General features: G+C 57.9%; 9 protein-coding genes and 1 pseudogene. 4 read left to right on the top strand and 6 right to left on the bottom strand.

Going from position 1 to position 12,882, the window contains the following annotated elements:
* Nucleotides 1-234: 234 nt before the first annotated feature.
* The 3 genes from CLV89_RS13170 to CLV89_RS22925 form a co-directional block, all read right to left on the bottom strand.
* Nucleotides 235-1,527, bottom strand: coding sequence for a type II toxin-antitoxin system HipA family toxin (locus CLV89_RS13170; protein ID WP_106164138.1), 1,293 nt, complete (start codon nt 1,525-1,527; stop codon nt 235-237).
* Nucleotides 1,527-1,772, bottom strand: a complete 246-nt coding sequence (locus CLV89_RS13165; RefSeq protein ID WP_106164137.1) for a helix-turn-helix domain-containing protein — start codon at nt 1,770-1,772, stop codon at nt 1,527-1,529. The genes CLV89_RS13170 and CLV89_RS13165 overlap by 1 nt, the downstream gene beginning before the upstream one ends.
* Before the next feature lie 634 nt (nt 1,773-2,406).
* On the bottom strand, nt 2,407-3,093 hold the full coding sequence (locus CLV89_RS22925; protein ID WP_279327913.1) for a tyrosine-type recombinase/integrase: 687 nt from the start codon (nt 3,091-3,093) through the stop codon (nt 2,407-2,409).
* 405 nt (nt 3,094-3,498) lie between these two features.
* Here CLV89_RS22925 and CLV89_RS13155 point away from each other — a divergent pair.
* Nucleotides 3,499-4,389, top strand: a pseudogene (locus CLV89_RS13155) (IS5 family transposase).
* Between the two features lie 230 nt (nt 4,390-4,619).
* Here CLV89_RS13155 and CLV89_RS13150 read toward each other — a convergent pair.
* Nucleotides 4,620-7,544, bottom strand: coding sequence for an HYR domain-containing protein (locus CLV89_RS13150; protein ID WP_106164290.1), 2,925 nt, complete (start codon nt 7,542-7,544; stop codon nt 4,620-4,622).
* Between the two features lie 686 nt (nt 7,545-8,230).
* On the opposite strand from CLV89_RS13150, the gene CLV89_RS22775 reads away from it, so the two are divergent.
* Nucleotides 8,231-8,467 (top strand): hypothetical protein, encoded by a 237-nt coding sequence (locus CLV89_RS22775; RefSeq protein ID WP_207796931.1) that lies wholly within the window; start codon nt 8,231-8,233, stop codon nt 8,465-8,467.
* 55 nt (nt 8,468-8,522) lie between these two features.
* Here CLV89_RS22775 and CLV89_RS13140 read toward each other — a convergent pair whose 3' ends face one another.
* On the bottom strand, nt 8,523-8,999 hold the full coding sequence (locus CLV89_RS13140; RefSeq protein ID WP_106164135.1) for a VOC family protein: 477 nt from the start codon (nt 8,997-8,999) through the stop codon (nt 8,523-8,525).
* A gap of 48 nt (nt 9,000-9,047) precedes the next feature.
* On the opposite strand from CLV89_RS13140, the gene CLV89_RS23230 reads away from it, so the two are divergent.
* The gene (locus tag CLV89_RS23230; RefSeq protein WP_106164134.1) at nt 9,048-9,416 is read left to right on the top strand and encodes a winged helix-turn-helix transcriptional regulator; all 369 of its coding nucleotides are present in this window, start codon (nt 9,048-9,050) and stop codon (nt 9,414-9,416) included.
* A 341-nt stretch (nt 9,417-9,757) separates the two neighbouring features.
* Here CLV89_RS23230 and CLV89_RS13125 read toward each other — a convergent pair whose 3' ends face one another.
* Nucleotides 9,758-10,816, bottom strand: coding sequence for an IS110 family RNA-guided transposase (locus CLV89_RS13125; RefSeq protein ID WP_106164133.1), 1,059 nt, complete (start codon nt 10,814-10,816; stop codon nt 9,758-9,760).
* Between the two features lie 960 nt (nt 10,817-11,776).
* Between CLV89_RS13125 and CLV89_RS22645 the strand changes: the two genes are divergently transcribed.
* Nucleotides 11,777-12,882: HYR domain-containing protein (locus CLV89_RS22645; RefSeq protein WP_207796930.1), on the top strand; the 1,106-nt coding region annotated here is incomplete at its 3' end.

Below are 12,882 nucleotides of genomic sequence, written 5' to 3'. Positions count from 1 at the left end.
CCCGCTGCCGCTTTTTGGCGTCATTTGTGGACACCTATAGACTGATCTGGATTGGGCTTGGGAAGTATCCGTATCGCCCGTCTCATGTATTCGCGCCTCTCCCGGCGCCGCTCGCGCTGGGCTGAGTTTAAGGCCATTTCTTGCATTCAAGAACTTAAGCCCGGTGCGCTTCTACGCAAACTGAAACGGCTTCAAATATGATGTAGCGACCACAAAAGAGAAATATGACGCGGATCATGCGGCATGAAAGGCAGCTGCCCGACGTCGGACGCCAGCAACAATAGCTTCCGCCAATGGCTGTGGAAACCCATCCGGCAGGTCAGCTAGTGTCTTGTTCAATGAAGGTTCAGACTCTGCCACGATGTCTGACAATACTTCTTCTGCTAGCGCCACACCAAATCCTGCCGCCTTTGCAGCCCGCAGGAAGTGGCGCGGCACAACCTCGTTGATCCGGTAGTGACCGTCGGCCGCCATCGCAAGGCGCATCCGGTTCTGACGTATTTGACCGTCATCCACAGCTTTTTGTGCGCTCAGCACGTCATAAAGCGGGGTCATACGGAAACCACCAGGGCGCAATGCAATGCTGAAGTTTTTGGCGTGGCCGTCGGTCGCTCCCAACAGCCAAAACAGGACCTGCGCGCGGAAGAAGGCGCGTTGATCTGCCTCGGGGTCATCACTGCCCGCCAGCAACCTGATGCCTTCGGTTATCCCCGGCCCGCCATCCATTTGATATTTTTGGCTGGGTGGGACTGTGAGCGCTTGGCAAAAGTCTTCCTGCGGGAGGCGGATCAAGCGGCCATCTTTGGTCCAGCGCCGATCAAACCGCGTCACGATAAGGGTCCGCACGTCTTCAAAATCTGCTATCTCGACCTCAGCCACATCCATGCCCATGGCGCGGCAAAAGCTCATGCAGAAAAATTCGTTCTCGACGCTGTCGGACAAGTCGACTCCTGCAGGCAGGACGCCAAGCTGCGTCTTGAGGATATGTGTCGTGGGGGTGAGACCCGATGGACGGATCCACGCGCCTTTGTGGCGCAGCAGCGCTGTTTTCTCCTGCGCCCCTGCGATGGAAATGCGGAAGTCGTCTTCCTCATCCAAGCCAAGCGGAGCACTCGCAAGGTTGCGCAGCATATCGGCAATATGCGCCTCAGACACGGGCTCGCCCTCGAGGGAGCCAACCTCGGGGACCTCACCCGAGACGAACTGCAGCGCCCCCACGCAATCGCGCCCGATCTTCTCCAGCATGTGCCATGCGTCCGTACCGCCAGCACGCACCCGAGCGGCAACGCGTTCACGGATCGCCTGATTGTCCGGCAGCAGGTTTTCCAGGTAGGCAATGACAGGGCCGCCTTGGTGCGCGTCTTCGCGCAAAGGCAGAGACAGCGAGATGGGCATGGCATATTCCCACGCCAGCCAGTCCTGATCATAGGTGAAGCTGATTGCGCCTGATCCCGCGAGGCGCAAAGCGCCCACAAGCCTTCGATTCAGAAGCACCTGCATCGTGCCGCTACGCCCGCGTTTGGCCATCAGAAGATATCCTCGATCTCAAGCGAGCCACCGCGCTCCACCAATCGGAACTCAAGCCCAAGTGCCGCCATGACAGCGAGCACCGTGGCGAGCTTGGTTCCCGCGTCGCCATTCTCGAGCGACGAGATCGTCGCGACGCGCAAATTCGTGCGCGCGCTGATATCGCTTTGGGTCCAGCCGCGCGCTTTGCGCGTCCGACGGAGCGCCTCTCCTATCTGTTCGGCCGTTCGTGCTGTAAAATCCATGATGCGGCTCCCTTTACGGCGTAGCGTAAATGAAAACAAGTTACGCTACAACGCAAATAACGGCATTTTACGCCATGGCGTAATTTGTAAGTTACGCTTACACCGTTTGCAACGCAGCGCGCGCCTGCTCATGCGTCACGAGCTTTGACGAGATCAAATCGAATAGCTCCGAGTCGGCCGTGAACCTAGCTCTCTGCTCACCCCTTATCAGGTTCATTAACGCTTGCTACAGCGCAAGATGCAGCACGCCTAAACCGCGAAAAGTGTCATAGATTTCTATCGCGCCAAAGGCTGCTGGTGCAGTCGAAGGCAAACAAACCTAAGAAGCTATCTATCGGTAATTCTTGGCTTCGAAAACTTAAAGCCGAGGCGCTTCGAGCGACGCGACAGATTGCAACGCATTATGCGTGATGGTAGATTAGCTCCAACGAACAAATCGGGCGCGCGGACGCCGAAAGTGCCACCAAAAGGCATCGAACCGAGGGCAAAACTCCGATGTGGGGTAGCTTCTGGGGTACGTGAGAAAATCACATTTAGATTACCAAAACATATCAAGCTGTTACCGCTTCTTTGCGGAGCCGCCCCCGGCACCATTCAAAACCCTGATTTTGCAGGTCAATCATCTTCAAGCCCTTCATGGTTTGACGGTTTTGGCGAATGGTTTGACAACTTGTGATCGCCGTTCGTTTTCTTGTTCCAGCGTTTCCATCGTGATCCGGTTGCGATCTGCGAGGTTTGCTGAGCGGGAATAGTGGCGAGCCATCGACGGGGTTTTCTGTCCCAGCAGATCGGCAATCTGGCGTTCTTCCAGCCCTGCTTCGCGCAACGTGGTCGCCACTGTGTGCCGCAGCCCCTTGAGGGTCAGGCCGGGTTCCACAACGCCTTTGGCTTCCAGCTTTTTCTTGAAGCGGTGCCAAACGGTCGAAAAGCCATTGTAGGTCCACGGCGTGCCGGTGGACGTTGCCAGAATCGTTACAGCATCATGGGCGGGCGCTGCGTCCAGAGCCGCCTGCAAGGTCGGGCCGATTGGAATTGCGACTTCATGTTCAGTCTTTCCGCGAACGCCCCAAATCGTATTGCCTTCGATTTGGTTTCGGGTCAGCTTGAGAGCGTCTGAGGGGTCAAGGCCGGTGTTCATGATAAGTGCAACCGCCACACGGACATGAGGCGCCGCACGGTCAAGCACAACAGCCCGCTCGGCGACTGACCAAGGGCGGTTTGCATAGGGGCGATCTTTCGGACGCGGCTTCGGAATGACGCCCGAAGCAAAGTCCCGTTCAATCAACCCTTTCGGAACCGCATAGCGGAAAACTGGGCTCATAAACGTGCGGACCATGTTGGCGCGACGCCATCCAATTTTGCCCGCTGCTTTGTCGTGGATGCCAGCAACAAGGGGTGTTGTGATTGCGGAAACCGGCGTGTCGCGGATCGGGTGCAGAAAATCAGCACATTTGCGATAATCCCGTTTCGTGGCGTCAGCGAGGTTGCCGAAATGCTCGGTGCGAAAGTAGGCGCTGACCAACCCGCCAAGCGTTCCCGGCTTCGGAGCTTGAGCCTTCATCGCTTCGGATAGGGCCGTAATGCGGGCGCATTCCGCAAAAAACTCAGCAGAACCAAGCGGAGCCTTTTCCAGATCTACTTTGTGGCCAGTCTTGCGATGATAGCGGCGTTGTTGCGCAAAACCCTGGGGATTCATCTCGTGAATGCAGCATGCTAGCTGTGCAGCATTAGCAGACCTCCGAAGACGACATACAAGACGACCAACTGGAAGAGCTACAATCAGGCGCTGAGGCAGCGCGGTACGCTGACCGTCTGGTTCGACCCCTCTATGCAGTGGCAGGCGCTGCCGTCCGGGCGGCGCGGACGCCAGCAGTCCTATAGCGACGCCGCGATCCAGGCCTGCCTGACCCTCAAGGTCCTCCTCGGGCTGCCACTCCGCCCGGCGACAGGGTTCGTTGCGAGCCTGCTGGAACTGTCCGGCCTTGGCTGGTCCGTGCCTGACTTCAGCACCCTGTCGCGTCGCCAAAAGGCCTTGGACGTCAGCATCCCGTATCGGGGCTCCAAGGGCGCGCTTCACCTGCTCGTCGACAGCACCGGCATCAAGGTGGAAGGTGAAGGCGAGTGGCACACGCGCAAGCATCCCTCTCACACATGCAAGCATATGTTGCCGGGCAATGGGTGGCTCGCGACGCAGGGTTTGGCGCAAGATCCACCTCGGGATCGACGAGGAAACATTGGAGATCCGGGCGGTCGAGGTCACCTCCAGCAACATCGGCGACGCGCCGATGCTGCCGGACCTGCTTGCCCAGCCCGCGGCGCGGCGGCGGTCATTCCGCCGAGGCGGACTGCGAGGCCTTGGAAGCCGGACACGGCCGGAGCCCGGGCGCGAAACGAGATCCTGCGAGCGTCAAAGCACTTGGGTCGGGCGCTGTGGCGAAACTGGAGCGGATATCACCGCAGCAGCAGGGTGGAGACGAAAATGAACTGCGTGAAGCTGCTCGGCCAGAGGTTAGTGTCACGGGACTTCGACCGCCAGGTCGCCGAAGTTCAGATCCGTGCGGCGGTCATGAACCGCTTCACCGCCCTCGGCATCCCTGTCACCTTGGCCCTAGGATAAGTGTGTCCGGGGAAAGGGGAACTCTGGCTGTTAGCTGATTTGTGCAACAGCGCCCGTCGGGCTGCGAAGGCTTGGTACAAGATGAATAGAAACCTAGGAAAATTGAAAATCCTCGTGCCGGTGATCCGATTCCGCCCCAGTTCTCTGTGCCGATTTGCGCTCTTACCACAGCAACGCCCTCCGCCTGTGAAGCGGAGGGCGCTTGTACTGCGAATTGAGGCAATGGCGACTTAGAACGCTAGGGAATACTCCACGCTCAAGCCGTAGCTTTCAAAGTCCGATGCACCTACCCCATCGACAAATGCAGTGGCTGTGAGGGTGCCGTGGCGAGCACTCTCATAGCGTAGGCCCGCATCAACCTTGCCGCGCCAGCCGGCGTAGCCCGGCAAAACCGTCTCAGCCACCGCGGTACCGCCGGTAGAGGACCAAATCCCTGAGATCCCGCCCTGTAGCATCAGCACGCCGTTGACGACCGGAAGCGAGCGGCTCGCGTCAAGGCCGAGGGCAATCTGCCTCAGTGTGATGCTCTGGGCGCCGATCAGATTGCCGAGGCTGTCGGTATAGGCGTCCTGATCGTCCTTGAGGTACGCGGCGTTCAGATAGGGGCTTAGCACCGCTTCTTTATAGGCGTAGTCACCGGTCACCCTGACTTGCGCCAACAGGCGTGAGGTATCGAAATCATCTTCATAGGTGCCAAAGGGTGATACGGTGTTTGAAGACTGACCATAGAGCAGGCGACCCTCGAAATAGAGCGGATCATCGGGCAGTTTTGCCACCACATAGGGACCGACCAACCAGCCCGTGCCCTCAATTCTGGCGTCGCCATCGTCCTGCGACAGGTGGTCGAATTGCAGCATGGCACCCAAGAGGACAGATTCTTGCAGGTGTATGTGGCCGCCCAGGGCGCCAAATGCCGATCGGCTTTCGGCGGTGCCATCCTCGGACCAGGCGCCCTTCAAACGGAACCAGCTGTTTCTGTTGCCCTTAGACGCAAAATTGAAATGGCCCATCCCGCGAGTAACGGACACATCAAACGTGCCATCCGCGCCAGTCAGTAAACGGGTCAGGTTGGGTTGGTTGGCGATCAGTTGGTTGGCCCGGCTAAACAGGAAGCTTGCGATCGTCTTTTGCGTCTGCTCCACGGTTGTATCTGCAACAACCAGCGTGTTGGAGGCAGTGGTGAGATTGCCCGCCGCATCCGCCGCCGCCCCGGCGGCAACCGAGAGGCTGACGTCGCCTGTCCCTGCGGAGGCGATGGTGGCGGTGTAGACCGCGCCGCTACCGCTCAGGCCGGTGACTGAGGCATTTCCGGCAGTGATATCGCTGGCGGCGAAGCCGGTCACGCTTTCGGTAAATGTGATGGTGACGTCAAAGCGCGCTCGATGCGCCAATCTCTCCGGGGCACCGCTGATCACGACATCGGGCGAGGTTGCATCGACGACCACCACACTTGCACCAGAGGTATTGCCATTGGCGTCGGTCGCGGTAACGGTCACATCGCCGCTGGTTTGGGGCGCGGCCGACACGACGGAGAAGGTGCCAACGGTTGCGGCATTGCTCATAGCTTGCAGGCGTGCTCGGTTGCTGGTCCTGTTTGAGGACCCGCCCGAGGCCACAGTCCTAGACGTACTGCCATCGGGGAAGGTCACCGTGACCGTCGCTCCGGGCTCTGTGGTGCCGGTGACCGTAAGGGTGCGGTCCTCGTTGACCTCGACATTGGCCACTGTCGGAACGGGCGGCGGAGTGGCGTCCGTGACGGTGACGGTAAAGCTGACTTGCGTGGCGGCATTGCCCGCGGCGTCCTGCGCATCCATGGTGACGGTGGTCTCGCCCACAGGGAAGTCATAGGCGCCGGTCAGGGTGGTGCCGCCGACCTTATAGGTGATTGTCAGACTGCTATCGACGTTGTCACTGACAGAGCCAAGGCCGGTCACATCGATGGAGGCCGTGTCAGCACCCTCGTCGGTTTGGGCGGTTTGCGCATTGGGCGCGGTCAGCACCGGCGTATCCGCGTCTGTGACGGTGACGGTAAAGCTGACTTGCGTGGCGGCATTGCCCGCGGCGTCCTGCGCATCCATGGTGACGGTGGTCTCACCCACGGGGAAGTCATAGGCGCCGTTCAGAGAGGTGCCGCCGACCTTATAGGTGATTGAGAGGCTGCTATCGACGTTGTCACTGACAGAGCCAAGGCCGGTCACATCGATGGAGGCCGTGTCAGCACCCTCGTCGGTTTGGGCGGTTTGCGCATTGGGCGCGGTCAGCACCGGCGTATCCGCGTCTGTGACGGTGACGGTAAAGCTGACTTGCGTGGCGGCATTGCCCGCGGCGTCCTGCGCATCCATGGTGACGGTGGTCTCGCCCACGGGGAAGTCATAGGCGCCGGTCAGCGTGGTGTCGCCGACCTTATAGGTGATTGTCAGGCTGCTATCGACGTTATCACTGACAGAGCCAAGGCCGGTCACATCGATGGAGGCCGTGTCGGCGCCCTCGTCGGTTTGGGCGGTTTGCGCATTCGGCGCGGTCAGCACCGGCGTATCCGCGTCGCTGACGGTGACGGTAAAGCTGACTTGCGTGGCAGCATTGCCCGCGGCGTCTTGCGCTTCCATGGTGACAGTGGTCTCGCCCACAGGGAAGTCATAGGCACCGGTCAGAGTGGTGCCGCCGACCTTGTAGGTGATTGAGAGGCTGCTATCGACGTTGTCACTGACAGAGCCAAGGCCGGTCACATCGATGGAGGCGGTTGCTGCTTCACTATCGGTGCCGGAGGTCTGCGCACTGGGGGCGGTCAGAGCTGGGGCCTCATCATCACTGACGGTGACGGTAAAGCTGACTTGCGTGGCGGCATTGCCCGCGGCGTCCTGCGCATCCATGGTGACGGTGGTCTCGCCCACGGGGAAGTCATAGGCGCCGGTCAGCGTGGTGCCGCCGACCTTGTAGGTGATTGAGAGGCTGCTATCGACGTTGTCACTGACAGAGCCGAGGCTGGTCACATCGATGGAGGCGGTCGCTGCTTCACTATCGGTGCCGGAGGTCTGCGCACTGGGGGCGGTCAACACCGGGGCTTCCGTATCCGGGGCACTTCCGTTTGACGAGAACTCATGGTTCCCGGCACTCAGATAGGAAGTCGGTGTCGCTAGTGTGAAGGAAAACCCCATATAGGTATCCGTCGCAAACGTACCTTCCGCACCGTTTTGCGCGAGGTTGGAAATGTTGCCCTCGGGCGTGTCAAGGCAGGCTGCAAGGGAAGTGGTGTTAATACCAAGATGCCAATCTGTTTGGTTGTCCCCTAGAAAATACGATGAGCCCGCTACATTTTCGCCCGAATAATCAAATTTAACTATTGAATAGCTCGCAGACACAACCATTCGCGCATTGCAACTTGGCCCTATCTGTACAGTCTCGTCCACGTAATCCGCATCAGTATACCCGTGGCTGATCGTTGGGGCCATCAGCGACACGGCTGATAGTCCAGCAACCAAAGCGGTTCTTGCCCGCCAAAGAATATCTTGTTTCATAATTCATCCTTCGCCCGAAACTGTGCGTTCTACGTTCAATGGATCTGAGCTTTAACTGCGCAACAGTTGCCAAAGCGTGAATGTGATGCGTGGCCGGTAGGGAAGTGCCGCTCGATTTGCAAAGCCTTTTCCGCATTATGTTTTTCCGCGCGCAGGGCGGGCGTTGCCCACGAAGGCTCCGGCAGCGCAAGCCGTTGCGACGTGAGAGGGGCTGGCGCGCGTTGCCGCCCGTGCTCGCAATTTTAATAATCGGCCATATCAGAGCATTAATCAGCTGCAGCGTGTAATTTGATCTGGTGCCTGCTTTGATGCATCAGAGCTGGGTCATGACGCATGGCGCCTCCCCCGGCCTGTCTCAGTCCGTCATGGCGATCTACGTTTGCTTCTGGAGTTGTTTGCAATGCGAGTACGTCAGGCAGATCGACCTCGGGGGGCTGTCGGTTTGCGAGCAATCAATCGATGTGAGCCAGGTTCAGGATATGCGTTTTAGTTGGCACACCCGCTTCCAGCGCCCGTTCCACTGCGCTCAGGATGTCTTCCTCATTGTGCTGAAAGACCAATGACAGGACATGGACCATCTCTCGGTCTCTGCCCTTTTTTTGCGCGGGCCGTGTGATCCTACAGCTGGCAGAAGGCATTCGGCAGATCACCCGGAAAACGAACATGCTGCAGTAGTTCAATCACTTCCCCAGCCGGACCTTCAAAGATCGCGTTTTCTACGCTCACCTCAGGCTGGCCAAGTCTCAGAGTTTCAGGGCCATACAGATGCGTCGCGCCCGCGTCTAGGATCTGCGCGCATGCGTTCGTCAAGTCAGTGACCGTCAGGCAGATATGCGCGAGTGCGCCGGTCGCGATAGCTTGGGCAGCTTTTGCACCTAGGCCCTGCATCGGGATACCTGCCTCTAGATCGAAAATCTCGATCCAGCTTCTAGTATCAGCGGCTTGCATCATGACAGCACGCTCAATCCCATAATCGGGCAATGCCCACTCATGCACTTGCCGGAAACCTAACGCTTTGTAGAACGTGATCGAACGCTGCAAATCTGGGGTGCGCAGGGCAAAATGGTGAAACCCGACAAATAGTTGCTCAGTCATACTCTCGTCTCCATATTACGAGAGATCGGTATTCAGCCCTGAGGCCCCATGAACAAGCCTGACAATTTTGACAGAAGGTCTCATACGCCCACCACGACACAAGAGCGAAATCGCGCGAACCTGCATCAATGGTGTGATCTTGCGGTTGGTATGCAAGCCATTCGAGGACAGTGGAAAGCATCTATCCTTATGGCGCTTTCGGAAACTGAGAGTGATATACCAGCTCTGCAAGGTCGTCTCGCCGTGGCGGACCGAAGGGTGTGTGTCCGAGCGTTGCGCGAACTTGAGAAAGATCGTCTTGTCGAACGCTCGGCTGGCGGCACCCGGTACTCCCTGTCACCTGACGGAAGCCAGCTAATTGAAATCCTGGGGGATATTGCTCGATGGCAGAGAGCTCGCAGCAAAACTGGTGCCTGAGTTAACCCGCATTGAGAGCTCCGAGCCGACTTACGGCGATGCGGCAGCAGAGTTGCGGAGCGCCGGCATCTGGTCCCGGTCCTCAGATGCCGGCAGCCAGCCCAATGTATGTACCGGCTGCTATTCGCAAATGATTTCTGGCATGTTCTCGGAAGTCGCAGATATGTATCCGGCCTGTTGGTCGACACGCGGGTCGTGGCCTTGTTGGGGTTACGCACGCGCCGTGATCTCATTAGCGGACAGGTCGACTATGACCATTCGGGCTGTCAGATTCTGGGGGCGTATTATTTCCGTTCCATGCTTTCGATCTATCGCGAACTCCTTTGGATTGCCTTGGGACGCTAAATGCCGATGGCAACCTCATCTCTCGACGCATCAAACACCGTTTTGTGTCTCAGAATGCTCCAGGCCATCCGCGCCAACTTGTTTGCGAGGGCGACGGCGGCCTTGTTGCGATGCATGCGTTCGCAAGCTCGTGCCAGCCAAGCACCGAAGCTGAAGTCCGGCCAACGATGCGGTCGCATCATGATGATCTTCGCCGCTTGAACGAACAGCATCCTCAGATACCTGCTGCCGCGCTTCGATATGCGTCCAAGGACCATTCGTCCTCCGGTGCTGTATTGCCTGGGGACCAAACCCACCCACGCCGCAAAGTCGCGCCCGCGATCAAACGCTTCTCCTTCACCGATCGCTGCAACCATCGCCGTCGAGATCATCGGGCCGATGCCCGGCACCGACATGACGTTGACGCAGTTCTCTTCGGTTCGACTAATTTCTTCGATCTCTGCCGACACCTTGTCGATGCGGTCGTCCATCCACACCCAATCGCCGTAAAGGCCGATCAAAATCGAGCGCATTCGCGGCGATATCTCGCCTTTACGCTCTTCGAGGATCGCCTCGAACGAGTTCCTCAAAGCGCGCAGACCTTTGCGAACAGTGATGCCCTGTTCAATCAAGAAGGCGCGGATCTGATTGATGGTCGCTGTCCGGCGAGACACAAGCCGCGACCGGACGCGATGTAGAGCTTGTAGATCAAGCTGATCCTTGCTCTTCTCGGAAACGGTTTGCGGGTTGGGCCGAAGCGCCGCCTCGGCAATAGCTTCTGCATCGTTGTAGTCATTCTTCTGACCCTTGGTGAAAGGTTTCACATAGATCGCAGGAATAATCCGAGGTTCGAACCCCATCTGCCGTAATGTGCGGCTGACAAAATGGGCGCTCAAACACGCCTCCATGCCGACAATACAGCGCGGCAGCTTCTCGAATGTTGCTACCAACGCCAATCGCTTGATCTGTTTGCGCAGGACACGCTGCCCATCGTGGTCAAAGCCAACAAGGTGGAACGTATCTTTGCCGATATCGATTCCAATCGACATCAACTCGTCAAAATCTGTCTTCGCCATGCTACTTCTCCTATCTGCAGGTGAAATAGGCTCAGCCTAACCTGCTGGGTGAAGCAGCCGGTACATCCCATTAGCGGAAACTCAAAGAACGCCAAGTTCATCGCTGATGCACGCTCATAGTGGGCTAGCTCAGTGCTGTATATGCGGCTACTTTCGGTCAAATTATTCTGAATAGCTTTCATGTTGCAAAAATGCAGCTCCGAAAAACTGTCAGAAAATTTTTGATGCCACAGTTTTGACATAGCCTACGCTGTTTGGCTTTTCTGACACCAGTCTGAGAAGACGTGGTGTAAAATTAGCCGCACCACATAGATGCTGACCCTTGGGATGATCCTGCGGAGAGATCCGTGTCGGCGCAGACAACAGGCTGTTTGGTTTGTGCTTCCGCTATTGGCGGATCCATATGCTTTGCAGGGTTGTCAGTTTGGACGGAATTAAGATTCATACTCGGTTTTGGGATCAAGGCATCTTCGCAGGTGGAGCCTTGGGTCGCCTTCAGGCTTGCGGCCCTGTTCTCAAGCCGATCTCTAATGCTCTCCTCAGAACCATTGCGCGCGACCGCTCTGGTCAAGGACCACCAAACGCTGTGTGCGAATGCAGCGTGCCGGATCGGTCATGGGAGAGAGCCAACGCACAAAATGAAACACGATCAGCAGGCAAGCGGCACTGGGGCTTTTATTGCTCAACTCAAACAACACGCCACTCTTGCATGATTTCAGGTGAGGACAATAAGTGAATTTATCAATGTCGATTTTTCAATCGTTCTGGCGCGTTAGTCAGTTGGCAGCATTGTGGGTCGTGCTCATTTTTAGCGCGTCTGCTCAGGCACAGTACATAGACAGCGAGACAGCTTCACCGAGTAATTTTTCCGGATCTGGTGAGACGATTACCTTTACGGTGGCAATAAATACCAACAACTCCTCGGTCTCGGCAGTGAATGTATCCAATAGTGTCGGGCCGATGCTTAGCTGCTCTCCCACAAGTGCTGGTCTCAATTCGACCATTACCTGCACCGGCACTTATACCACAACAGCGGGTGACACATCGGTGACGGCGGCGGGTACCATTACGCTCACGACGGGAAGCTCGATCACGTTGTATTACAACGTGTCCGCCGCCGATCCGAGCCCCAACACACCGTATTTCTCAAGTGGTAGCGCACCGACCACGGCAGCTGAAGGCAGCTCTGTCCCGCTTGCGTTGGTGACACCGTCTGGGGTGACGCCCTCATTGGCCAGCAATACATCCAGCGTGTGTACGGCGTCTGGGTTAACACTGAATATGGTGGGTGTCGGAACCTGCAATGCTGTTGCGACCGGGCCAGCGTCTTCTCCGTTCTACACCGAAGGTACACTAAATATCTCAATAAGCGTCACCGACACAGAGCCGCCGGTAATCACAACACCCGGTGCTCAATCCGCGTCCACGGATACTGGAGCAAATACCGCGACGCTGGATGTCACGTCGCTGGGGTCGGTCACGGACAATAGCGGCACCACGCCAGCCATTACCTATGCCATTGGCGGCACGCCCCTTGCCGGGGCCTATGCCTTTCCGATGGGGGTGACCACGGTGACGATGGATGCCTCTGACGGGGCGGGCAATGCGGCGGTGCAGCAGAGCTTTACGGTCACCGTGACGGATGGCGAAGTGCCGGTGATCACAGCCCCCGGTGCTCAATCCGCGTCCACCGATGCTGGCGCAAACACCGCGACGCTGGATGTCACGTCGCTGGGGTCGGTCACGGACAACAGCGGCACCACGCCAACCATTACCTATGCCATCGGTGGCACGCCTCTTGCCGGGGCTCATGCCTTTCCGATGGGGATGACCACGGTGACGATGGATGCCTCTGACGGAGCGGGCAATGCGGCGGTGCAGCAGAGCTTTACGGTTACCGTGACGGATGGCGAAGTGCCGGTGATCACAGCCCCCGGTGCTCAATCCGCGTCCACCGATGCTGGCACAAATACCGCGATGCTAGATGTCACGTCGCTGGGGTCGGTCACGGACAACAGCGGCACCACGCCAACCATTACCTATGCCATCGGTGGCACGCCTCTTGC

The organism is Tritonibacter scottomollicae (assembly GCF_003003215.1).
Taxonomy (GTDB): Bacteria; Pseudomonadota; Alphaproteobacteria; order Rhodobacterales; family Rhodobacteraceae; genus Epibacterium; species Epibacterium scottomollicae.
The sequence above is the reverse complement of the archived record's forward strand: the minus strand, read 5'-3'. Positions and strand labels throughout refer to the sequence as shown.